25 protein-coding genes are annotated in these 21,130 nt (G+C 71.2%); 19 read left to right on the top strand and 6 right to left on the bottom strand.

The window, feature by feature from the left end; genetic code table 11:
• Positions 1–18: 18 nt before the first annotated feature.
• A complete protein-coding gene (locus AC07FJ_RS12650) occupies positions 19–375 on the top strand; it encodes a hypothetical protein (RefSeq protein ID WP_361427824.1) in 357 nt (118 codons plus the stop codon).
• On the opposite strand, the gene AC07FJ_RS12645 is transcribed toward AC07FJ_RS12650, so the two are convergent.
• The 5 genes from AC07FJ_RS12645 to AC07FJ_RS12625 all read right to left on the bottom strand — a co-directional run bounded on the left by AC07FJ_RS12645 (position 376) and on the right by AC07FJ_RS12625 (position 5,210).
• Positions 376–2,082 carry a chitinase gene (locus AC07FJ_RS12645; RefSeq protein WP_479048136.1) on the bottom strand — a complete coding sequence of 569 codons (1,707 nt, stop codon included), beginning with the start codon at positions 2,080–2,082 and terminating at the stop codon, positions 376–378.
• A 133-nt stretch (positions 2,083–2,215) separates the two neighbouring features.
• Complete coding sequence (locus AC07FJ_RS12640) at positions 2,216–2,623, bottom strand: hypothetical protein (RefSeq protein WP_479048133.1); 408 nt, start codon at positions 2,621–2,623, stop codon at positions 2,216–2,218.
• Complete coding sequence (locus AC07FJ_RS12635) at positions 2,620–3,051, bottom strand: DUF3592 domain-containing protein (RefSeq protein WP_479048131.1); 432 nt, start codon at positions 3,049–3,051, stop codon at positions 2,620–2,622. Before AC07FJ_RS12635 ends, AC07FJ_RS12640 begins: the two co-directional genes overlap by 4 nt.
• A gap of 11 nt (positions 3,052–3,062) precedes the next feature.
• Positions 3,063–3,614 carry a hypothetical protein gene (locus tag AC07FJ_RS12630; RefSeq protein ID WP_479048128.1) on the bottom strand — a complete coding sequence of 184 codons (552 nt, stop codon included), beginning with the start codon at positions 3,612–3,614 and terminating at the stop codon, positions 3,063–3,065.
• 63 nt (positions 3,615–3,677) lie between these two features.
• Positions 3,678–5,210 carry a hypothetical protein gene (locus tag AC07FJ_RS12625; protein ID WP_479048126.1) on the bottom strand — a complete coding sequence of 511 codons (1,533 nt, stop codon included), beginning with the start codon at positions 5,208–5,210 and terminating at the stop codon, positions 3,678–3,680.
• A gap of 307 nt (positions 5,211–5,517) precedes the next feature.
• Here AC07FJ_RS12625 and AC07FJ_RS12620 point away from each other — a divergent pair, with 307 nt between their 5' ends.
• The 17 genes from AC07FJ_RS12620 to AC07FJ_RS12540 all read left to right on the top strand — a co-directional run bounded on the left by AC07FJ_RS12620 (position 5,518) and on the right by AC07FJ_RS12540 (position 18,594).
• Positions 5,518–6,396 (top strand): hypothetical protein, encoded by an 879-nt coding sequence (locus AC07FJ_RS12620; RefSeq protein WP_479048123.1) that lies wholly within the window; start codon positions 5,518–5,520, stop codon positions 6,394–6,396.
• A 112-nt stretch (positions 6,397–6,508) separates the two neighbouring features.
• Positions 6,509–7,228, top strand: coding sequence for a Flp pilus assembly protein CpaB (gene cpaB / locus AC07FJ_RS12615; protein WP_479048121.1), 720 nt, complete (start codon positions 6,509–6,511; stop codon positions 7,226–7,228).
• 7 nt (positions 7,229–7,235) lie between these two features.
• A complete protein-coding gene (locus AC07FJ_RS12610; protein ID WP_479048119.1) occupies positions 7,236–8,486 on the top strand; it encodes a CpaE/TadZ family protein in 1,251 nt (416 codons plus the stop codon).
• A gap of 46 nt (positions 8,487–8,532) precedes the next feature.
• A complete protein-coding gene (locus AC07FJ_RS12605) occupies positions 8,533–8,910 on the top strand; it encodes a TadE/TadG family type IV pilus assembly protein (RefSeq protein ID WP_361427799.1) in 378 nt (125 codons plus the stop codon).
• On the top strand, positions 8,907–9,269 hold the full coding sequence (locus AC07FJ_RS12600; RefSeq protein ID WP_479048115.1) for a TadE/TadG family type IV pilus assembly protein: 363 nt from the start codon (positions 8,907–8,909) through the stop codon (positions 9,267–9,269). The genes AC07FJ_RS12605 and AC07FJ_RS12600 overlap by 4 nt, the downstream gene beginning before the upstream one ends.
• Positions 9,270–9,294: 25 nt before the next feature.
• Positions 9,295–10,635, top strand: coding sequence for a TadA family conjugal transfer-associated ATPase (locus tag AC07FJ_RS12595; RefSeq protein WP_361427793.1), 1,341 nt, complete (start codon positions 9,295–9,297; stop codon positions 10,633–10,635).
• A gap of 57 nt (positions 10,636–10,692) precedes the next feature.
• Positions 10,693–11,631 carry a type II secretion system F family protein gene (locus tag AC07FJ_RS12590; protein ID WP_479048112.1) on the top strand — a complete coding sequence of 313 codons (939 nt, stop codon included), beginning with the start codon at positions 10,693–10,695 and terminating at the stop codon, positions 11,629–11,631.
• An 11-nt stretch (positions 11,632–11,642) separates the two neighbouring features.
• On the top strand, positions 11,643–12,533 hold the full coding sequence (locus tag AC07FJ_RS12585) for a DUF5936 domain-containing protein (RefSeq protein ID WP_468284267.1): 891 nt from the start codon (positions 11,643–11,645) through the stop codon (positions 12,531–12,533).
• Positions 12,533–13,831, top strand: a complete 1,299-nt coding sequence (locus AC07FJ_RS12580) for a sensor histidine kinase (protein WP_479048110.1) — start codon at positions 12,533–12,535, stop codon at positions 13,829–13,831. Before AC07FJ_RS12585 ends, AC07FJ_RS12580 begins: the two co-directional genes overlap by 1 nt.
• 18 nt (positions 13,832–13,849) lie before the next feature.
• Positions 13,850–14,725: a response regulator gene (locus AC07FJ_RS12575; protein ID WP_479048107.1), complete on the top strand. Its 876-nt coding sequence runs from the start codon at positions 13,850–13,852 to the stop codon at positions 14,723–14,725.
• 165 nt (positions 14,726–14,890) lie between these two features.
• A complete protein-coding gene (locus AC07FJ_RS12570) occupies positions 14,891–15,133 on the top strand; it encodes a hypothetical protein (protein WP_479048105.1) in 243 nt (80 codons plus the stop codon).
• Positions 15,130–15,771, top strand: coding sequence for a pilus assembly protein TadG-related protein (locus AC07FJ_RS12565; protein WP_479048103.1), 642 nt, complete (start codon positions 15,130–15,132; stop codon positions 15,769–15,771). The genes AC07FJ_RS12570 and AC07FJ_RS12565 overlap by 4 nt, the downstream gene beginning before the upstream one ends.
• A 32-nt stretch (positions 15,772–15,803) precedes the next feature.
• Positions 15,804–16,400 (top strand): hypothetical protein, encoded by a 597-nt coding sequence (locus AC07FJ_RS12560; RefSeq protein WP_479048101.1) that lies wholly within the window; start codon positions 15,804–15,806, stop codon positions 16,398–16,400.
• Complete coding sequence (locus tag AC07FJ_RS12555) at positions 16,400–17,038, top strand: OmpA family protein (protein WP_479048099.1); 639 nt, start codon at positions 16,400–16,402, stop codon at positions 17,036–17,038. The genes AC07FJ_RS12560 and AC07FJ_RS12555 overlap by 1 nt, the downstream gene beginning before the upstream one ends.
• A 154-nt stretch (positions 17,039–17,192) precedes the next feature.
• Complete coding sequence (locus AC07FJ_RS12550; protein ID WP_479048349.1) at positions 17,193–17,624, top strand: protein-tyrosine phosphatase family protein; 432 nt, start codon at positions 17,193–17,195, stop codon at positions 17,622–17,624.
• A gap of 144 nt (positions 17,625–17,768) precedes the next feature.
• On the top strand, positions 17,769–18,122 hold the full coding sequence (locus AC07FJ_RS12545; RefSeq protein WP_479048098.1) for a hypothetical protein: 354 nt from the start codon (positions 17,769–17,771) through the stop codon (positions 18,120–18,122).
• Between the two features lie 10 nt (positions 18,123–18,132).
• The gene (locus AC07FJ_RS12540) at positions 18,133–18,594 is read left to right on the top strand and encodes a hypothetical protein (protein WP_479048096.1); all 462 of its coding nucleotides are present in this window, start codon (positions 18,133–18,135) and stop codon (positions 18,592–18,594) included.
• Between the two features lie 1,095 nt (positions 18,595–19,689).
• On the opposite strand, the gene AC07FJ_RS12535 is transcribed toward AC07FJ_RS12540, so the two are convergent.
• Complete coding sequence (locus AC07FJ_RS12535; protein ID WP_479048094.1) at positions 19,690–20,469, bottom strand: endonuclease domain-containing protein; 780 nt, start codon at positions 20,467–20,469, stop codon at positions 19,690–19,692.
• 288 nt (positions 20,470–20,757) lie between these two features.
• Between AC07FJ_RS12535 and AC07FJ_RS12530 the strand changes: the two genes are divergently transcribed.
• A complete protein-coding gene (locus tag AC07FJ_RS12530; RefSeq protein WP_361427742.1) occupies positions 20,758–21,126 on the top strand; it encodes a hypothetical protein in 369 nt (122 codons plus the stop codon).
• Positions 21,127–21,130 lie beyond the last annotated feature (4 nt).

Raw genomic sequence — 21,130 nt, 5'->3', positions numbered from 1 at the left:
CCCTGGTAGAACTGCGGCATGAGCATGCCGCCCCAGCCGCCCCCTCCGGGCTTCGGCCCCCCGATACCCGTACCACCGCTCCACCCCACCGGCGGCCCCGAGTTCGTCGCGCACGACAAGCACAACTCCGTGGTCGTCGACGCCTCCGGGGTCGGCCTGGAGGTCAACGGCTACCCCATGGACTTCCCGTGGGAGGCGGTCGCGACCGTGCACTTCGCGCCCGCCCCCCACGGCCACGTGCTGATGGTGGCCGTCCGCCACCCCGGCGGCATGCTCTACGAGTGCCGGATCGCCGCGCGCCGCAAGGCCCAGCTCCACCAGTGGCTGGCGGAGCTGGGCCCCGTACTGCACTACTACCTCGCCGGAAGGCGGTAGTTACGGCAGGTTGTGGACGTGCGGGCCGACCGCGTTGGACCAGGCGTTGCCGGCCGTCGCGTCCCAGTTCGTGGACCAGGTCATCGCCCCGCGCAGCGCCGGGTACGTCTTCGACGGCTTGAAGGAGCCGCACCCGGTGCCGCGCGTCAGGCAGTCCAGCGCGTTCTTCACGACCGACGGGTCGACGTAACCGCTGCCCGCGCCGCGCGGCGAGGCCGGGACGCCGAGGCCGACCTGGGACGGGTCGAGACCGCCCTCCAGCTGGATGCAGGCGAGCGCGGTGAGGAAGTCCACCGACCCCTGCGCGTACACCTTGCCGTCGCAGCCGAGCATCGAACCGCTGTTGTAGTACTGCATGTTGACCACCGTGAGGATGTCCTTCACGGCCAGGGCCGTCTTGAAGTACTCCGTCCCGGTGTTCTGCATGTCGATGGTCTGCGGCGCCATCGTCAGCACCATGCCGGGCCCGGCCTTGGCCGACAGCTGGCGCAGCGCCTTCGTCAGGTACGTGGAGTTGATGCCGTGCTCCAGGTCGATGTCGACCCCGCTGAAGCCGTACTCCTGCATCAGGGCGTACGCGCTGTTCGCGAAGGCGGTCGCGGAGGCGTCGCTGTTGATCGTGACGTTGCCCTTCTCGCCGCCCACCGAGATGATCACCGACTTGCCGGCGGCCTTCTTCGCGGCGATGTCGGCCTTGAAGTCGGCGACCGAGGCGTAGCCGACGGCCGGGTCGAGGTTGAAGACGATCTGGCCGGGCGTGGCGGTCGAGTCCGCGAACGAGACCGCGATGATGTCGTACTGCGCCTGCACGTCGCGCAGCTTCTGCACGGTCGCGCCGTTGTCGAAGTTCTGCCAGTAGCCGGTCACGGCGTGGCGCGGCACGGCCGGGTTCGGGTTGGTCCCGCCCGGGGCCGTCTTCCCGGTCACGGCCGCCGACTTCGCCGACTCGCCGGCGGCGTTGACCGCGCTGACCTGGAAGCTGTACGAGGTGTTCGCCGCGAGCCCGGTCACCGTCGCCGACGTGCCGGTCACGGTCTGGGCCTTGGTGCCGTCGCGGTAGACGTGGTAGCCGGTGGCGCCCTGGACGGGGTTCCAGCCGAGGGCGACGGACGAGGAGGTCACCGCGCCGGTCGTGAGCCCGGCCGGGGTGGCGGGCACCACGGGGTCGGGGTCGCCGCCCCCGCCGCCGTCGGGGCCGAAGACGGAGACGTCGTCGGCGTGGTAGGCGGCCTGCCCGTACCAGCCGTGCGTGTAGACCGTCACGGAGGTGGTGTTCGCGCCGGTGGTGAAGCGGGTGGTCAGCTGCTGCCAGCCGGCCGCACCGGGCGTCCAGGTCGAGACGTCGGTGGTGCCCGTGCCGCTCGCGCCGAGGTACGCGTACCCGCCCTGCACCCAGGCGCTCAGCGTGTACGTGGAGTTCGGCTTGACCGTCACGCTCTGGGCGCAGCGCGCGTTGTCCTGTCCGCTCGGCGTGGCCTTGAGGGCCGCGGTGCCGCCGTGCACGGGGGTGGAGACGGTGGTGCCGCTGCCCGCCGAGCAGCTCCAGTTGGCGAGGCCGGACTCGAAGCCCGCGTTCCTGGCGACGTTGACGTCGGCGGCGGCGCCGGCCGCCTGCGCGGTGCCCGCGCCGCCGGTGAGCGCCAGCCCGGGGGCGGCGGCGAGCGCGAGTGCGCCCCCGAGCCATCTGCGTGCGCGAATGCGGTCCACTTGCTGCCTCCGGTGGGGAGTGGGGGAGTGGGGGGTACGGACGGAGAACGGTGGCCACCGCTGCCGTAAAGTTGGTCCAGACCAATCGTGTTGTCAAGACTTCCGGCGCCGATCCCCGTCATATGACGGGCTGTCAGGCGGCGTTCTCCTGCAGCCGGTCGGCCGCGTATCCGGCCACGCACCCCACCGCCAGCACGGCGTTCGACAGGAACAGCCCCTCCGCCGCCAGCTCCCGCCACTGCAACGCCATGTGCAGCGCCTGCGCCGCCACCGGCACCGCCAGCACGGCCGCCAGGTGCCGGGCCGGCCGCTCCCGGTACGGCTCGCGGTGCGACCGCCCCGCCGCCCACGCCGCCAGCGCCACGCACAGGGCGTTCGGCAGGTGGATCAACAGCAACCGGCCCCCGAAGGTCTCCAGCCGCGCCTCCGACGCGAGGTGCTCGTACACCAGCGTGGCCTGCGCGTACTCCGTCACCACCAGCACCACGATCCCCACCGCCCACGCCCACGTCAGCGCGAGGACACCCGCACCCCGGGTCATCGGCCCTCCCCCCACGTCAGCAGGAACACGACCGCGAAGCCCGCCGTCCCGAACCCGCACCCCGCGACCAGCACCCCGTACCGCACGAGCGTCGACCACCGCCCGCGCCCCGCGATCGTCGCCGTCCCCTCCGGGTCGGAAGGGTCGTACGACACCGTCACCCGCGTCCCGGCCGTCACCGACCGGCCCGCCAGGTCCTCGAACTCGACCCGCCGCCCGTCCCGCGCCCGGAAGGCGAAGAAGTGCCGCTCCGCGTCGGAGCGGCCGTACGGCTCCGACTCCACGCGCACGCACTCGCCCGTGGCCCGCTCGCCGCCCCGCACCCCGCGCACCACCGCCGCGAGCCGTCTGGCGTACGTCACCGTCAGCCAGCCGAAGAGCGCGACCATGAAGCCGAAGAAGAGGTGGTCCCCGCCCGGCACCTCCATGCGCGCCGCCCCTACCCCACGACCGTGATCGAGCGGACGATCCGGTCCACGTCGGCGTCGCTCAGCGTGCCCTCGGCCGCGTCGACCCGCACCGCGTAGGCCTTCTTCCCCGCGTCCAGCCCGGCCACGATCACGCCCGCGTACCGCGTCCCCTTCTCCGTGAAGGCGAACGCGATCCGCCGCGCCTCCCGCGCGCCCTCGGGCCCGGCGACCTCGATGTCCTCCTGTTCGCCGAGCGTCGAGCCGAGGGCGATCCCGGCCTCCGCGCCGATCGCCGCCTCCTCGACCGAGTCGGCGTGGGTGAAGTCCAGCTGCACCGAGAGCATCCCGGTCGCCTTGCCGCCCTCGGTGCGGACCGCGGCCGCGGCGTTGTGCCTGCTGCGCTCGGCGTCGCCCTGCGGCGTGAACGCGGGCGGGTGCGCGACCGTCACGGCCCGGGTCTTCAGGGTCCCCCAGCCCTCCGGCACCGGGCCGTCGCCGCCCGTGTCCCCGGTCCCGCACCCGACGACCAGGGCGGCGGCCAGCAGCGCGACGGCCGGCAGCCGGGTCCTTTCGCCCTGCACGACACCTTGCACGACACCTTGCACGAAGCTCGTGGCACTCATGGCACTCCCGTCCCAGGCAGGTCAGTTCGCACAGTAGCTGTACGGCACATAGCTGCGGGTGTTCCCGGTCGGCGCCCCCAGGAAGCGGGCCCGGTCGAGCGTCTCCTCCTTCTTCTCGGTCGACACCGAGAAGCCGAGGCTCAGCCCCAGGTTCAGCTCGAAGCCGTACTCCGCCGCCTGGGTCCGCCCCGTGTACGTCATCCGGCTCGACAGGCCCTCGTCGAAGAGCAGCTGCCCGAACGGGTCGTCGTTCCCGGGTCGCGTCGTCGGAGCATGGTCGTCGAACATGTAGGCGAAGGGTGCTCCGTACTGCCCGTTGCCGTCCAGCCACGCCTGTGCCACCTTCCGGTGCGCGTCGCCCTGCGGGCCGGGCTTGAGCACGACGGAGTGGGTCACGACCTCGATGCCGACACCGTGGTCCCCGCCCTTCACACCGCCGCTGCCGCCGCGCTTGCCGTCCCCGGTCCCGCCGTTGTCGCCGCCCACCTTGACGCCGTCCTTCACGGCACCCTTCTCCACGGTCCGCGTCATGTCGATGCGCAGCAGCTCGCCGGTCTTCTTGTCGTGCGTGACGGTGAGGGTGCCGGTCCGCGTCGTGGCCGCCGACGACTCGCCGGCGACCGGCCCGGCCTCGTACCCCACCTTCGAGCCGTACTCGATCGCCGCGCTGTACGTGTACGACTTGGTGCCCTTGTAGTCGTTGTCGGTCCAGGTCACCTCGGGGGAGAAGGTGAACTTCCCGCCGAGCGTGGCGCTCAGCTTCTTCTCGTCGCCGGGGCCGACCTTGAGGCCGCCGGCCGCGCTCGCCTCCAGCCCGACCTTGCCGTACCCGATGTGCCGGTTGCCGAGCTTCTCCTCGATGCGGTCGCGCAGCTTCTCCTCCTCCGCCATCGGCCCCTTGCCGAAGAGGTAGAGGATGCTGCTGCCCAGGCCGCCGCCGCGCGCGTTGGCGTGCCGGTTGGTGAGCTCGTACGTCTTCAGCTTCTCGATGTCGTCGCGGAACGCCCTGGCCTCCTCCTCGCTGCGGAAGACCCAGGTGTCGCCGTTCGTGACCTTGATGCCGGCGCCCAGCTCGACCTTGTCGGAGCCGAACCTGCCGATCTTCGCGCCGGGCTTGAAGTCCTTCTTCGCGGCGAGGGACGCGGCGTCGGTGAAGGTCATCATGACGAGCCGGTCGCCGTCGTCGACCTTGCCGTCGCCGTTCTGGTCGGTGCTGGAGCGGAACGTCTGCTGCTGGAAGCCGTACTCCTCGCCCCACTCGACGAACAGGACCTTCGCCTTGGCGCCGGCCTTGTCGGAGAGCGCCGAGATCTGGCAGAGCGGCGGCTCGTAGTCGGCGTCGGTCCTCGGCGTGCCCGCCTCGTCCCGCCCGCCGCCCCCGGTGGCCGCCGAGCAGCCGGTGGAGAAGCTCAGCAGGCAGCGGAACCTGGCGGCGATCGCCGCGTCGACGTTCGTCCCGACGAGCGCGCCGAGGATCGCCGCGGCCACCACGACCACCCCGACGTACTCGGACGTGGTCGCGCCGCGGTCGCGGCGCAGACGTCTCGGTCCCATGTCCCATGCCCCCGTCGCCCGTTCGGATGATTCGGATGACCGGAAGCGGAGATTACGCAGCGACCCGGCGGGGGACGTGGGCCCTCGGGCCCCAATCCGGGCCCAGACGCACGGGCCCAGGCGCGCCACGGGCGGGCCCGCCGGCGCCCACCGCCGATTCCGGTTCCGCAAGGGTGCCGAAAGGTGTTCTCCGCCACGTAGGACGTGGATAAAGTGCTGCTGCAGGAGCAGCACGGAAGCACGACGTAGCAATACGTAACTGCGGCCCGCCGGAACCCCGGTGGCCGGAGCCGAACGGGGAACCAGCGTGCCGACCGCAATAGCCGTGACCAGCGCCGATCTGGTGCTGCCGCCGACCGACCGCCAGACGCCCCCCGCGGCGGTGCTGCCACCGCCCGAGGGCCAGCCGCTGGACGCCGCGCTCGCCGACATGCAGGTGCTGGTCGAACAGCACGGCTACGTCATCGCCCTGTACCCGGCGTCCATCCCGGTCGCGCACCAGCGGCGGCTGCACACCGTCCGCTCGGTCCTGGAGAGCGACCGCATCGCGCTGCTCAAGCTCGACCTGCCACCGCTGGGCGTCGCCGTCCTCGTACGCCAACTGCGCCAGCTGTCGGTCCTCGACTTCAGCCCCGGGGTCGTCGCCTCCGCGGCGCGGCTGCTCGCGCACTACATCTACGCGGGGGCCCTGCTCAACTCGGTGACCAAGCTGGACCGGGTGCCGGTGAGCCTGAAGACGCACGCCAAGTCGTGGGTGCCCGGCTCGCAGTTCGGGGTGCTCGCCCATCCGGACCCCCAGCTGGTGAAGATCGGCGGCGGCGAGCTCGCCGGGCCCGAATTCGGCACCCAGCTCCTCGTCGCCAAAGGGCAGTTGCAATCGGACTGGGTCACCGCGGTCCTCGCACCCGCGTGGCGCGTCCAGGGAGTTCAGGAATCCCCGCTGCCGGCCGATTCGCCGAGATGGTGGGGCACGGCGAAGATGATCGAATTCGCGGCGTTCCTGCCGGACGTTTCCGTGCTCTACCAGCTGGTCTCCTCGGTACGCCGGGAAATGTGCACCTGGTGCGGGATCGAACTCATCGGTGACCGCTGCGGTTTCTGCTCCGCACCGCTCGCGCCGCCCGAGAACCGACAACAGCCCGACGGTGTCCTGAACCATGGAACACCGATGCGCCACGGGTCGTAAGCGCGCACCACCGGCTCGGCTCGTACGCGTCGACCACTCGAATCGACCGCTCGGACCGACCGCCCGAATCGCCCGCTCGTCAGTCCCCGTCTCCCACGAGGTCGTCCTGCCCATGAATTCACGGCAACGCCGCGGCGTCATTCTGCTCCTCCTCTCCGTGCTCTGCGCGTTCGGCGCGTTCGCCGGAGTTCTCTCGGTGATCAGCGATGTGAATTCCAAGGTGGGGCCGGAGGTGACCGCGTACCGCGTCAAATCGGATGTGGCCGCCTATACGGCCCTCGCGCCGGGCCAGTTCGAAAAGATCAAAATGCCCAAGCGCTGGCTCTCCGACAACGCCGTGACCGACCTCGGCGTACTCGACGGGAAGATCGCCGTCACCCAGCTCCGCAAGGGCTCGCTGCTCCAGAGCGACATGATCGTCAAGCGCCCGGCGCTGGAGAACGGCCAGCAGGAGATCGCCATCATGATCGACGCCGCCACCGGCGTCGCCGGCAAGATCACCCCCGGCTCGCTCGTCAACATCTTCGCCACCTTCGACGACGAGGGGAAGGGCAAGGGCGCCCTCGCCGAGTCCCGCATCATCGTGACCAACGCCCGCGTCATCGACGTCGGCAAGCTCACCGCCCTGGAGCCGAGCCGCGACGACCGCGGCAGCCGCGCCACCGAGGCCGTGCCCATCACCTTCGCGCTCAACACCCTCGACGCCCAGCGCGTCGCCTTCGCCGAGTCGTTCGCCGTCCACGTACGCCTCGCCCTGGTCGCGGACGGCAGCCCGACCACCCTGCGCCCCGGCGACGGCACGTACACCCTCGACGAAGACAAGAACAAGTGAGGGCCGGATGACCACACGCATCCTCCCGGCCGTCGGTGACGCCGACGCCGCCCGATCCGTCACCACCCTGCTCAGCCAGCTCCCCGACGCGGAGCCGGCCGGGCCGGTGGGGGACTCGACCTCACTGCTCGACACCCTGGCCCGGCTCGCCGCCGAGTCACTCGACGAGCTGCCCGAAGTCGTCCTGGTCCACGAACGGATCGGCCCGGTCCCAGCCCTGGAGCTGATCCGGGAGGTTGCCCTCCGCTTTCCCGCGGTCGGCGTCATCCTCGTCACCTCCGACGCCGGCACCGGCCTGTACTCGGCCGCCATGGACTCCGGCGCCCGCGGCCTGGTCGGGCTGCCGATGTCGTACGAGGAACTCGCCCAGCGCGTCCAGGCGGCCGCCTCCTGGTCGACCGGCGTACGCCGCCACCTCGGCCACGGCGCCGCGGAGGCCCTCACCGGCCCCGGCGGCACCGTCGTCACCGTCAGCGGCGCCAAGGGCGGCGTCGGCACGACGGTGCTCGCGGTCCAGCTGGCGCTCGCCGCCCGCGCCTCCGGCAAGAACACCGCGCTCGCCGACCTCGACCTCCAGGCCGGCGACGTCGCCTCGTACCTCGACGTGCAGTTCCGGCGCTCCGTCGTCGACCTCGCCGGCATCCAGGACGTCGCGCCGCGGGTGCTCCAGGACGCGCTCTTCACCCACCCCACGGGCATCGGCCTGCTGCTCGCGCCCGGCGAGGGCGAGCGCGGCGAGGAGGTCGACGAGCGCGCCGTACGCCAGATCGTCAGCGCCCTGCGTCACCGCTACGAGATCGTCGTGGTCGACTGCGGCACCCACATGACCGGCGCCAACGCCGCCGCCATCGAGATGGCCGACCTCACGCTGCTGGTCACCACCCCGGACGTGGTCACGGTCCGGGCGGCCAAGCGGATGGTGCGGCTCTGGGACCGGCTCCAGATCCGCAAGGCGGAGGAGACCGTCACCGTGGTCAACCGCCACACCCGCTCCACGGAGATCCAGCCGCCGCTCGTCGAGCGCATCACCGGCACCCGCGTCGCCCGGACCGCCGTGCCCTCCGGCTTCAAGGAGCTCCAGCCGGCGGTCGACGCGGGACGCATGCAGGACCTGGAGGCCAAGTCGGCGGTCAAGCAGGCGATGTGGGCGCTGGCCGGCGAGCTCGGCTTGGTCAAGGCACCCGAGGGCGTGGAGAAACAGGGAAAGTTCCGGGGCGACCGGGGTTCGATCGGCATGCTTCGTACCAGGAACAAGTGACGGGCGACGGCGACGCCGTCGGCGGACCGAGGGGGCACGTTGAGTCATGGCACTCCCACTTGCACGGACACGCCTCGATGACCGGGGACAGACGGTCGTCGAGTTCACCGGCACGCTGCCGCTGATTCTCATCACCCTGGCGCTGCTCTGGCAGGCGGCGCTCGTCGGCTACACCTTCTCGCTGGCCGGGAACGCCGCGGACAAGGGCGTGCGGGCGGGCACGGTCGGCGGGCAGGACGCCTGCCGGGCCGCGGCGGCCGAGGACATGCCGGGAGCGTGGGACGCGGACTACGCCTGCCGCGAGGAGGGCGACACCTACCGGGCGGAAGCCCGCGTCCAGGTCCCGCTCCTCTTCCCCGGCGGCTTCAACCTGCCGATCACCATCCCCGGCGAAGCCGCCGTACCGGTCGAGAGCAGGTGGTGACCGTGCGCGCGACGCGTACCTCCCGCAGGGAGCGGGGCCAGGCCGCCATCGAGTACGTCGGCATGCTCGGGCTGCTGCTGTTCGTCGCCATGGCCGTCGTCCAGCTCGGCCTCGCGGTGTACGCGGCCCAGCAGGCGGGCACGGCGTCACGGGCGGCGGCCCGGGCGGTCTCCCTCGACCAGGGCAGCGCCCAGCAGGCGGGCAGGGCGGCGATGAGCGACTGGCTGGAGGCGTCCTTCGAGGAGGCCAGGACGGGTGACGGAGTCCAGGTCACGGCCAGGGTCGAGGTCCCCTCCGTGGTGCCCGGACTCTCCTTCGGCCCCGTTCGCCAGAGCACCACCATGCCCATGGACCGTTGAGAGAGCTCAGGGAGTTGAGGACCACATGAGCCTGCGGGCGCGCATCACCAGCCCGGAGCCGGCGAAGGGCCACACCGAGACCGACCACCTCGTCGGGGTCTACCGCGCCAAGCTGCTCGAGGAGATCGACCTCGCCGAGATGTCGGCCCTCGCGGCCGCCGAGCGCCGTGCCCGCCTGGAGCGGGTGCTCGGCCACATCATCAGCCGCGAGGGCCCGGTCCTCTCCACCGTCGAGCGCTCGCAGCTCATCCGGCGCGTCGTCGACGAGGCCCTCGGGCTCGGCATCCTCGAACCGCTCCTGGAGGACGCCTCCATCAGCGAGATCATGGTCAACGGCCCGGACCAGGTCTTCGTGGAGCGCGGCGGCCGTCTCGAACAGCTCCCGCTCCGCTTCTCCTCCACCGAGCAGCTGATGCAGACCATCGAGCGCATCGTCTCCACCGTCAACCGCCGCGTGGACGAGGCGAACCCGATGGTCGACGCCCGCCTCCCCAGCGGCGAGCGCGTCAACGTCATCATCCCGCCGCTCTCGCTCAGCGGCCCCATCCTCACCATCCGGCGCTTCCCCCGGGCGTACACGCTCCAGGAGATGATCGCCCTCGGCTCGCTGGACGAGCACATGATGATGCTGCTGGCGGGGCTGGTCCGGGCCCGGTTCAACGTGATCGTCTCCGGCGCCACCGGCACCGGCAAGACCACCCTCCTCAACGCCCTCTCCGGCCTCATCCCCGAGGGCGAGCGCATCGTCACGATCGAGGACTCCGCCGAGCTCCAGCTCCAGCAGTCCCACGTCATCACCCTGGAGTCCCGCCCCGCGAACGTCGAGGGCAAGGGCCACGTCTCCATCCGCGACCTCGTGCGCAACTCCCTGCGCATGCGCCCCGACCGCATCATCGTCGGCGAGGTCCGCGGCGGCGAGACGCTCGACATGCTCCAGGCGATGTCGACCGGCCACGACGGCTCGCTCGCCACCGTCCACGCCAACAGCGCCGAGGACGCGCTGATGCGCCTCCAGACGCTCGGCTCGATGTCCGAGGTCGAGATCCCGTTCGTCGCGATCAAGGACCAGATCAACAGCGCCGTCGACGTCATCGTCCAGCTCACCCGCAACGCCGACGGCGCCCGCAAGATCACCGAGATCGCCGTCGTCGACTCGCACGGCCGCGAGGAGTACCGGATCGTGACCGTCTGCCGGTTCCACGCCCAGCCGATGACCGCCGACGGCCGGATCCACGGCCACTTCGCGTACTACCCGCTGCCGCGCGGCACCGCCGAGCGGCTGTACATGAAGGGCGAGGCGATCCCGGCGGCCTTCGGCGTCGCCGAGTCCGAGGAGCAGCTGGCCCTGCGCAGGGCGGCCGCCTGACCCGTACGCAGCCCTCACCCCTCTGAGCCCCGAAGGCACCGGACATGGACACGCGACATGACTGACCTCACCCTCCTGACGATCGGCGTCACCCTGCTGGCCTGCCTCACCGCCGTCATCGGCGTCCACGTCTACACCTCGGGCAAGGCCCACCAGCAGGCCCTCCTGGAGCGCATGTCCCAGACCGGGCAGCTCGCGCTCCCGGGCCGCCGCCGTCGCTTCGCGGGCGTGGACCGCCGGCTGCGCCGCACCACCCTCGGCAAGCGCATCGAGCGCAAGATCACCACCACGGGCCTGGACCTGACGGTCGGCGAGTACGTCGTCTACGTCATCGCCGCGCTGCTCGCGCTGTACTTCGTCGTCGGCTCGGTCTTCGCCCCTTTCTTCGGCCTCATCGCGGCCGTCATCGGCCTGTGGGGCGCCAACGCCTTCCTCAACTGGCAGGTGCTCAAGCGTACCGAGGGCTTCATCAACCAGCTCCCCGAGCTCACCCGCGTCCTCGCCAACGCCACCCAGGCCGGCCTGGCGCTCCGTACCGCCATCGCCATGGCCGCCGAGGAGCTCGACGACCCGGCGGGCGAGGAGCTCAAGCGGGTCGCCGACCAGCTGGCGGTCGGCCGCTCCCTCGACGACGCGCTGGGCGACCTCGTCGAACGGCTCCCCTCCCGCGAGCTGACCGTCCTCGTCACCACCCTCATCCTCTCCAACCGCGCCGGCGGCACCATCGTCTCCTCGCTGCGCAACCTCACCGAGACCCTGGAGGAGCGCAAGGAGACCCGGCGCGAGGTCTCCACCCTGCTCTCCCAGGTCAAGGTCACGGCCGTGATGGTGCCCGTCCTCGGCCTCGGCTTCCTGATGCTCATCAACTCCATGCGTGCGGGCGCCCTGGACGACATGACGGGCGCCTTCGCGGGCAAGGTCGCCGTCATCATCTCCGCCGGCCTGTACGCGCTCGGCTTCTTCCTCATCAACCGCCTCACCCGCGTACGCATCTAGGGGGATGGGACATGGAACTGCTCCTCGCCGCCATCGCGGGACTCGCCGTCTACGGCGCCTTCCACGGCGTCCGCATGTACCGCGCCGACGCCAAACTCCCCGGCGACCTCGCCATCGCCCTGGAGGTCGGCGCCACCCGCACCACCGCCGCGGGCTCCGCCATCGACCGCGTCGGCATGCGGTACGCCCCACGCGTGCTGCGCATGATGGGCCCCAAGCGCGTCGACAAGGTGCGCCGCAAGCTCGACATGGCCGGCAACCCCAGCGGAATGACCGTCGACCGGTACGCCGCCCGCCGCGCCGTCTACACCGGCCTCGGCACCATCTCCGCGCTCGCCATGCTGATGAACGGCCAGCTCGTCCTCGCCGTCCTGCTCTTCGTCTACGGCTGGTTCTGGACCGACGTCGTCATCCGGTCCGCCATCGGCCGCCGCAAGGACGACATCGAACGCACCCTCCCCGACTTCCTCGACGTCCTCGCCGTCGTCGTCTCCGCCGGCCTCGGCTTCCGGCAGGCCCTGGAGCGTGTCGCCGAGAAGTACGAGGGCCCCTGGGCCGACGAGCTGCGCATCACCCTGCGCCAGATGGACATGGGCGTCAGCCGCCGCGACGCCTTCGAACAGCTGCGGCGCCGCAACCAGTCCGAGCAGGTGTCCATGTTCGTCTCCGCCCTCCAGCAGGGCGAGGAGCTCGGCGCCCCCATCGTCGACACGCTCATCCAGATCGCCGACGACATGCGCCGTACGGACGCCCAGAACGCCCGCCGCAAGGCCGCCAAGGCCGTCCCCAAGGCGACGCTCATCGTCACCAGCTTCATGCTCCCCGGCACGATGATCCTCATCGCGGTCGGCTTCTACTACGCGTCCGGCGTCAACTTCGACGACATGTTCGGCGGCAGCTGATGGACACCACCGCCACCGCCACCGCCACCGTCCCCGGCGGCCCTTCGGTCGCCCTCCAGGTCAACGCGCTGCAGGCGATGTGCCGCCAGGTCTTCGGCTTCCGCATGGCGATGATCGCGCTCGCCGTCCCCTTCTCCCTGGGCGGCATCCGGGCGGGCGTGGGCATGTGGCTGGTCGTCGCCGCCGTCACCGCCACCTTCATGGCCTCGTACGCGCTGCTCCGCGACTGGGAGCGCTTCGGCCCCGTCCTGCTGCGCCACCCCTCGCTCCTCGCCGTCGACATGCTCTTCGGCGCGCTGCTGCTGGTGACGGCGTCGCCCGAGTCGACCCTCGCGTACGTCACGATCTGTACGCCGCTGCTCGCGGGCCTGGTCTACGGCTGGCGGGGCGCCGCCTTCTTCGCGGGGTGCCAGTCGCTCGTCCTGGCCGGCGCGTACGGCGTCAGCGACCGCGTCGCGCTCAGCGCGGGAGCCCTCCTGCTGCCCGGCCTGTGCCTCATCACCGGCGCGGTCGGCAGTACGCTGCGGGGCCTGGTCCTCGGCTTCGGGGCCGCCAGCCAGGCGCTGACCGAGGCGCGGGCGCGGCTCGCGGTCCACGAGGCCATCGAGCAGGAACGGGCCCGCCTCGCCCGCGAGATGCACGACTCCGTCGCCAAGACCCTGCACGGCATCGCCCTCCAGGCCGACGGGCTGGTCGCCTCCGCCGACCGGATGGACCCGCCCACCCTCAAGCGCCAGGCGGAGATGGTGGCCCGCTCGGCCCGCCGCGCCGCCGCCGAGTCCCGCGAACTCCTCTCGGACCTGCGCCGCGAGTCCGGCCTCGACGGCGGCGTCGACGTCCTCGCCGAACTCGCCGCCCGCACCGCCGACTTCGCCCGCCGCCACGCGGTACGCGCCGACTTCCGGCGCCTCGGCACCGCGACCCCGCCGCCGGTCCCGCAGATCGTCGCCCGGCAGCTGCTCACCATCGCCTCCGAGGCCATGGAGAACGCCCACCGCCACGCCCACCCCACGCACGTCGACGTCTCGGCGGGCGTGGTCGGCGAGGTCCTGCGCCTGAGCGTGTACGACGACGGCTGCGGCCTGCCGGCCGGCACGACCCTCGACGAACTCAAGCGGGCCGGTCACTTCGGCCTTGTTGGCATGGTCGAGCGCGCCGCGTCGATCGGCGCCCGCATCCGCATCGGCCGGGGCCGCGCCGCCCACGGCACCGAGGTGCGCCTCGACATCCCGGTGCGGGCCCTCACACCGGGCCCGTCGCCGCTCCCGTACATCCCGAAACAGCCGATCACCACCTGAGAGAGGAGGCGCCGCCCCATGCCGACCGAAAGCACGGAGTTCCCGTCGCTCCCCGCCCCACCCTTACTGCGGGTGGTCGTGGCGGACGACAACCCGGTGGTCCGGGCGGGCCTGACGGTCCTGCTGTCCGGCCGCGACGACATCGAGGTCGTCGCGGAGGCGGGCGACGGCCGCGAGGCCTACGCCGCGGCGGTCGAGCACCGACCGGACGTCATCCTGCTGGACGTCCGCATGCCGGGCGTCGACGGCATCTCGGCACTGCCGCACCTGGTGCGGCTGGCACCGGTGCTGATGATGACCTACAGCCGCGAGAGCGCCATCGTCCACGAGGCGCTGCGCCTGGGTGCGGGCGGTTACCTGGTCCACGGCGAGTTCACGGCGGACCAACTGGTCGCGGCGGTCCGCGACGTCCGCCGGGGCCGCCCGCACTTCACCCCCACGGCCGCCGGCGCCCTCCTGGCCACGGTCCGCGACGGCACCCCCGCCGCCGCCCCGCCGGGCCCGCTGCCGGACGGCCTGGGCGCGGCGTTCACGTCGACGCCGTCGCACCGTCAACCATCTGCAACCGCACATGCAATTTCGGCGCCAGACGCCCAGGTAAACGCTGCTCGGCGGGACTTGGCCGCACCGGGATCTGCTCAAAACGCTTCGCTTCCGCAAGCGAATGTGGCACATTCGTCTCCGGGTGTCCTGACGGAGCTGAGCCAGAGGGAGGTGGAGGTGATGGACCTGATCGCGGCGGGCATGACGAACCAGCAGATCGCCGCCACGTGCTTCATCAGCCCGAAGACCGTCAAGAACCACATCAACCGCATCTTCGCCAAACTCAACGCCACGAGCCGCGGCGAGGCCATCGCCCTCTGGCACACCCTCCGCCGAGGAGGCCCGGCATGACCCCCCGGACCCAATCCCCGGAATGGGCCCGCGGTTGGGCCCGCAGGCCCATGCCCCCGGCCCCCGCCCGGCCGTACGTTCTCGGTGTCGCCAGCGAGACCGGCCAGGAGGAACCCGGTCCCGCACACGGCACCAGAACTCACGCCGGACCGGGAGGGGCACACCATGATGAAGGACGCCACGCTGAAGGCCGTCACCACGACGCAGGTCTACATCGGGCACTGGGCGAACACCCGCGTCGAGAAGATGAAGGCACGCAGGGACCGGGGGCAGGGCGCGATCGAGTACGTGGGGATCACGATTCTGGTGGTCGCGATCGTGGTGGCTGTGATGAACACGAAGATGGGCGAGTCGATCGCCAACAAGTTCACCGAAAAGATCAACGAAGTTCTCAACAACGGTGGATGACGATGGCGTCACGCCACGAGGCAGGGCAGGCCACACCGCTGTACATCATGGCGGTCGTTGGCCTGCTCTTTCTTGGGTTGGCCTTCTTCGCGTTCGGTCAGGCGGACGTCTCGCGCAACGGAACGCAATCTGCTGCTGATGCCGCTGCCCTGGCGGCCGCCAGGGAGTCGCGCGACCGGTTCGAGCAGATTCTTCTCGGGGGCGTCCTCGATCCTGACTACCTTGAGGACGTCTTCAACGGTGATGTGATCGGCACGGCAAACGGCTGCAACGCCGCCGGCCAGTACGCGGCACAGAACAAGGCCGAGGTGAAGAACTGCCGCTGGGCAGGTGGTGGCCGCTGGGGCTTTACGGTGAAGGTCAAGTCGCAGGAGTCGATGGGCACGAGCATCATCGAGGGCACGGACAGGAAACACGCGGAGACCGAGGCCACAGCCTTGGTCGAGCCGCGCTGTACCTTCGAGCGCAACACGCAGGACGACGAACTGGATGACGGGGGCGACGAGGCGGGCGCCGAGAAGCCGGTATCCCCGGGCGAGCTCGTCTGCGACGGTGAGACATGGGATATCGATCCCGAGAACCTCAAGCTGCTGCCCGATATTGCCGACCTCTTCACCGTCAGGCTGGCCGAGGACTGACCGCAGATGACGAGCGCAAAGGAAGAGCGAGAATGAGTGTTCGGCACGTAACGGGCGTACGCCGGGGTGTCGTCGCCGCCCTGTTGGCCACATGCCTGGTCTTCACCGTTGCATCGTGCGGCAACGACGGGGCGGATGAAGCCAAACAGGACGACGCCCGGAAGTCATCAGCACCGGCAGGCAGCACAGGCTCTCCGGCGGCTGACGGAAAGACACTTCCGGATACGAGTAAAATCGTGGCTACGCTTAAAGGTGACCGTGGCATCGAAATGGTGATCCATGAGGTGCGGCGCGATGGCGGTGGCTTCGTCACCGTGAGCGGTAAATTCCAGAACACCGGGGGCTCGTTGTACACCACCCCGATCCAGTGGAGTGGTCAGGAGACGGCCGTAGCGGGTACGGGACGCTCCTTGGCCGCGATGACGCTTGTGGACTCCAAGGAGAAGAAGCGGTACTACGTGCTTCGCGACACCGATAACCGTCCACTCACCACCAGCGGCTACGAGCCGAGTATTGCCGCAGGCCAGAGCATGACGTTCTTCGCCCAGTTCCCCGCACCGCCGCAGACCACGACCACCGTCGACCTCCAGTTCCCCGGTTTCCCCAACGCCCCGATCGAGATCTCCTGATGAGCGGCACCACCACCCACCAGAGAACGGCCGCCCGCCTCGCGGTGACCGCCCTCTCCGGGGCGCTCGCCTTCGGGGTGGGGCTCGCCCCCGAGGCGCTGGCCGAGGACAGCCCGTACCCGTCCGCGTCCGCCGCGCCGCCGGTGCAGGTGGACGCGAACGACGCTGACCTCAAGCTGCCCGACGGGGCGACCCTCGCGCCGCCCAAGGTGCTCGACATCAAGTCGGTCGTCGAGGACCTCGCGGGTGAGGAGCGCCGCGAGGACACGAACGCCGACATCAAGTTCGCGCTCCAGGCGGAGGTGCTGTTCGGCAAGGACAGCGCCGCGTTGTCCAGCAGCGCGAACGCCCGTATCTCCGCGATCGCCGCCGAGATCAAGAAGCAGGACGCCAAGCGGGTCCGCGTCTTCGGCTTCACCGACAACCTCGGCTCCTCCGCCCACGGCGACGTGCTGTCCAAGCAGCGCGCCGAGGCCGTGCACAACGTCCTGTCGAAGAAGCTGGCCGCCGACGGCATCACCTTCGAGATCCGGGGCTACGGCGAGCAGTACCCGATCGCCGACAACAGCACGGAAGAGGGCCGCAAGAAGAACCGCCGCGTGGAGGTCTCCTTCCAGCGCGGCGCGGCAGGCGACTAGAACGGCACGGGCCGTGTCACAGGACGCGGCCCGTCCGCCGCTCGACGAAGCCCCAGGAACGGCTGGCGGACATCCATGCAAAGGTGGTTGCTGGCAAAGGGAGTAAAACGCCTTCGCTCGCCGGGGTGATGACTACGGTGAACGGGTGACCGAAGTGACCCAGACCTGGAACGCCACCGACCCGGGCGTGCTGCGGCTGCCCTCCGGGCGCCTGGTCCGAGGCCGCGGACTGCGCAAGCCGCTGCCCGCAGGGCCCACGCCGACGTACGCCGTGTACCTGCTGGGCAAGCAGCCCCCGGAGGTGCCGTGGGAAACCCGATGGCTGCGCTGGCCCGACTTCCGGCTGCCCGGCGACCGCGCCCAGGCAGCGGCCGTCCTCCGAGAGGCGTGGCAGCGAGCTGCCGACGAGCGCGTTGAGATCGCCTGCGGCGGCGGTCGCGGCCGCACCGGTACCGCGCTGGCCTGCCTCGCGGTACTCGACGGGGTCCCGGCCGACGAGGCCGTGGAGTACGTACGCCGGCACTACGACCGTCACGCCGTCGAGACGCCCTGGCAGAAGCGTTACGTCCGCCGCTTCGCCGACTGACTGCGGCGCCGGTAGAGCAGCGTGTCGATGTGTGGGGTCACGGCCGAGCCGCATGGGGCCGCACGGCTACGAAACCGCCTGGCCGGACGATCAAGGCGCCGGTATCGTCCAGGTTTCCGATCCCCACGTCAGAGAGCGAAGCTCATGTCCCTCCAGCCTGCGACGACGACTCTCTGGCGCCCCACCGGCCCGAAGGAGCTCGCGCTCGTCGAGGAGCTGGAGTGGCGCGCCTGGCCGCCCCGGCTTCCGGAGCAGCCGATCTTCTATCCGGTCCTCAACGAGGACTACGCGATCCGCATCGCACGGGACTGGAACGTCCAGCACGACGGGGCCGGCTTCGTGACGCGTTTCGAGGTCGAGTCGGACTTCCTGAGCCGCTACCCGGTCCAGCAGGCCGGCGGTCGCACCATCCTGGAGCTCTGGGTTCCGGCGGAGGAGCTCGACGACTTCAACGCGCACATCGTCGGCACGATCGAGGTCGTCCACGAGTTCCGCTGAAGGGGGCCGCATGGAGTTATGGGTGGGGATCATCGCCGTCGCCGGCACGCTGCTGGGCGCGGTCGTCTCACACGTCCTCCAGTCCCGTACGGCCACACGGCTCCATGCCGGTGCCATCGGCGCCGAGACCCGACGCGAACTGCGCCAGGCCACGGGCTGCCTCCTCGCCGCCGAGGCGACCTTCCGTCGCCTCCAGTACGACCGGTGGGGAGCGCGTGACGCTCCGGCCCCCGAGAAGGACGCGGCAACGGCAGCCGCGCTGGGGGCGCGGTCGGAGGTGATAGCCGCCTTGGCTGAGGTCCAGCTGCTGACCGAGGACGCCGAGGCGCGGGAGCGGCTCACGGAGCTGGCAGAGGCCTCGTTCACGCTGCACTACGCCACCGACGGGGAGGACCTGGCAGCCCGATCCGCCCGGGCCCGCGCGGCCCACGCCGCGGTGGTGGACGCCATCGGTCGCTTGGTCCGTCCCTGAGCCTGCGCGTCGCGCCGGCTACAACCCATCCCCAACCGGAACCAGGTCTCGGGTGGCCTTGCCGCTTGCGGGCTGAGGCTTGGCCCTCGGGGTGGGGCGGCGGCGGTGGGTCGCGGTGTGGGCCGCCCTCGCTCCGAGTGTGGCGGGTTCCGTCGGCCCGTCAAGGGCGCTCCCGTTGGTCGCGTCGCTTCGCGATGGGCTTCGCCCACCCTTGACGGGCCGTCTCCACCCGCCTTTTCACACGCGGAGGGCGGCCCGGGGGAACGGGTCCCGGCGGAGGGCTGTTGGCAGCGCGGGTCCGCTGCCGGGCGCGGGAGCGTGGGTGGTGTGCGCGGCAGCGGAATGGGGTGGTCCGGCTTGGTTAGGCGGCTGCGGTCCGCCTGTCGGCTGGGGGGCAGGACCTCGCTTCTGCCCGGTGGTGGGTGTGGCCGTGCGGCTTACTGCGTGGGTTGTCCGTGCATCGCGCCACGAGCTGATGCGGTGCTGGTCTTCGGCGGTGCCGGACGGGCAGAACCTGCGCACATGGTGGGCGGCCATCAGCGCTGATCGGCCCTTGTGGGCCCACGCGCGAGGGTCCACGACGGGTGATCCAGACACGGTTCACGTGTGTGGGCACTTGGGCCCAAGCCTGGGGCTCACAGCAGCCTCCGGGAGCTCGGCGTTGGGCCGAAGTGCCCAATCGTGCAACAGCGTGTGGCTGGTGTGACCCATGGGCACACCCCCTAGCCAGACTGACTCACCCCGAGGGACACCGGGCAGAAGCGAGGTCCTGTACCCCGGCCGATCGACGGGCCCCAGCCGCCAAGCAGAGATCAGCCGCCCCATTCCACTGCCGCACACCCCACCCACCGGCCCGGCGCCCGGCCACGCGCCCCCGCCACCCACGCACGTCCGCCGCCGGCCCTCACCCCCGGCCGCCCTCCCGAGAGAAAAACCGCGGGTGGAGGCGGCCTGTCAAGGGTGGGCGAAGCCCATCGGCGCAGCCGACGCGACCAACGGAAGCGCCCTTGACGGGGCGGCGGAGGCCGCGACTCTCGGGAAGGAGGGCGGCCACACCTCGCCCCGCCCGGGGCCCGAGCTCCCGGAACCGCCCCCTCACGTAGCCGTGCTCCAGCTCGCCGCCGCCAAGGCCTCGCGGATTTCCGCGACCATGCGGTCCGGCGTGCGGAACACCACCGAGGCCGGGTAGCGCAGGATCGTGCCGACCTCGGGGCAGGAGGCCAGGTCGTTGAAGCGTTCCAGGTCCTTGCGGTGCGCCTCGGGGCTGCTGTGGAAGGCGTATCCCTCGATCTCGACCACCAGCCGCTCCCTCCGGAACAGGAAGTCCACGCGTCGCGCCCGCCCCCGAGGCGTACGCAGCCACGCCTGCGGCTCCGGGCGCAGCCCCGCCTCGTGTATCCGCAGGCGCGCGAGGGTCTCGGCGGGGGAGCCGCACCGCGGTTCGGCGAGGCGCAGCGGGCGTCGTCCCGTCGCCGAGCCGCGCCGCGGCCCGGGCCCGTCGGCCGCGACTTCGGTCTCCAGCGCGGCGATCGTGGTCAGCGGCGGGCGGCTCACCCCGCCGACGGTCCGGTGGCCGAGCGCGGAGTCCGCGGCGACCACCGCCTCCTCCACGGGGCCGGCGCGGAGCAGGTCACCCACCGTGCGCACCGCCGCCGTCGTACGCAATCCGCGCCGCACCACCACCTCGTCGTCCCGTAGTGGCATTCGGCGGACGCGCAGCCCGTGCCGCTTGCCCCTGACGCACACGTGTGGGTCCGTGAACTCGGTCTCGTAACGGAGGACCTCGACGAGGTGCAGGGCCGCGACCGAACGGTGGCTCACCACCAGGCGCGGCTGGAGCATCTGCAGGGCCCGCAGCACCGTCCGTGCGGTCACCTCTGTGCCCGGGCGCGCCCATGCGCCGCGTACCCCCGGCTGCTCAGCCCTCCCCGCGCAGGGCCCGGGACAGGGCGCCGCCGTGCCAGCCCGCCGCGACCGCGTCGCGTGTGAGCAGCACATCCTGTGTGACCAGGCCGACCAGGTCCCCCCGCATGGACACCATCGTCCCGGGGCCGCCCCGCACGCGTCATCCCCTGTGGACAACCGCGTGCCAGGGTAGAAGCGGCTGACAGACGCGACAGACGCGACAGACGCGACGGACGGACGAAGGGCGGACCTGCAGGCATGAGCTATCTGGTGGCGTTCGACAGCGACGAGTGGCGCGTCGGGCAGGACCTGCTCGTGGCCTCCTTGGCGGCGGAGTGGCCCGACGCCGCGGTACGCCGCAGGGAGCTGTCCGACGGGGACAAGTACGGCGACGTCGAGTGGGAGCTGCGGCGCGGCGACGCCGACCTGGAGGGCCGCTCCCACGTCGACGGGCGGTGCCTCTACCTGGACGGGGACATCGGCCTGGTCGCCGACTTCGCTCTCTGGTACCGCAAATTCGTCCCGGCCGGCATCGACCTCGTCTTCTGCGACGAGGGCTACCACTTCGACGTCACGATCGACGCGACCACGACGAGGGACGATCTGGTGGACGCCGCCGGCGAGTAGAACC

It is taken from the genome of Streptomyces sp. NPDC045998 (assembly GCF_056430285.1).
Note: the sequence above shows the minus strand (reverse complement) of the source record. Positions and strands in the feature narration are given on the sequence as shown.

Bases quoted from the DNA above. Each gene is read 5' to 3' on its own strand.
- AC07FJ_RS12650 (WP_361427824.1), top strand. From the start codon at position 19: ATGAGCATGCCGCCCCAGCCGCCCCCTCCGGGCTTCGGCCCCCCGATA.
- AC07FJ_RS12640 (WP_479048133.1), bottom strand. From the start codon at position 2,623: ATGACCCGGGGTGCGGGTGTCCTCGCGCTGACGTGGGCGTGGGCGGTG.
- AC07FJ_RS12635 (WP_479048131.1), bottom strand. From the start codon at position 3,051: ATGGAGGTGCCGGGCGGGGACCACCTCTTCTTCGGCTTCATGGTCGCG.
- AC07FJ_RS12625 (WP_479048126.1), bottom strand. From the start codon at position 5,210: ATGGGACCGAGACGTCTGCGCCGCGACCGCGGCGCGACCACGTCCGAG.
- cpaB (WP_479048121.1), top strand. From the start codon at position 6,509: ATGAATTCACGGCAACGCCGCGGCGTCATTCTGCTCCTCCTCTCCGTG.
- AC07FJ_RS12610 (WP_479048119.1), top strand. From the start codon at position 7,236: ATGACCACACGCATCCTCCCGGCCGTCGGTGACGCCGACGCCGCCCGA.
- AC07FJ_RS12605 (WP_361427799.1), top strand. From the start codon at position 8,533: ATGGCACTCCCACTTGCACGGACACGCCTCGATGACCGGGGACAGACG.
- AC07FJ_RS12595 (WP_361427793.1), top strand. From the start codon at position 9,295: ATGAGCCTGCGGGCGCGCATCACCAGCCCGGAGCCGGCGAAGGGCCAC.
- AC07FJ_RS12590 (WP_479048112.1), top strand. From the start codon at position 10,693: ATGACTGACCTCACCCTCCTGACGATCGGCGTCACCCTGCTGGCCTGC.
- AC07FJ_RS12585 (WP_468284267.1), top strand. From the start codon at position 11,643: ATGGAACTGCTCCTCGCCGCCATCGCGGGACTCGCCGTCTACGGCGCC.
- AC07FJ_RS12580 (WP_479048110.1), top strand. From the start codon at position 12,533: ATGGACACCACCGCCACCGCCACCGCCACCGTCCCCGGCGGCCCTTCG.
- AC07FJ_RS12575 (WP_479048107.1), top strand. From the start codon at position 13,850: ATGCCGACCGAAAGCACGGAGTTCCCGTCGCTCCCCGCCCCACCCTTA.
- AC07FJ_RS12570 (WP_479048105.1), top strand. From the start codon at position 14,891: ATGATGAAGGACGCCACGCTGAAGGCCGTCACCACGACGCAGGTCTAC.
- AC07FJ_RS12565 (WP_479048103.1), top strand. From the start codon at position 15,130: ATGACGATGGCGTCACGCCACGAGGCAGGGCAGGCCACACCGCTGTAC.
- AC07FJ_RS12560 (WP_479048101.1), top strand. From the start codon at position 15,804: ATGAGTGTTCGGCACGTAACGGGCGTACGCCGGGGTGTCGTCGCCGCC.
- AC07FJ_RS12555 (WP_479048099.1), top strand. From the start codon at position 16,400: ATGAGCGGCACCACCACCCACCAGAGAACGGCCGCCCGCCTCGCGGTG.
- AC07FJ_RS12545 (WP_479048098.1), top strand. From the start codon at position 17,769: ATGTCCCTCCAGCCTGCGACGACGACTCTCTGGCGCCCCACCGGCCCG.
- AC07FJ_RS12540 (WP_479048096.1), top strand. From the start codon at position 18,133: ATGGAGTTATGGGTGGGGATCATCGCCGTCGCCGGCACGCTGCTGGGC.
- AC07FJ_RS12530 (WP_361427742.1), top strand. From the start codon at position 20,758: ATGAGCTATCTGGTGGCGTTCGACAGCGACGAGTGGCGCGTCGGGCAG.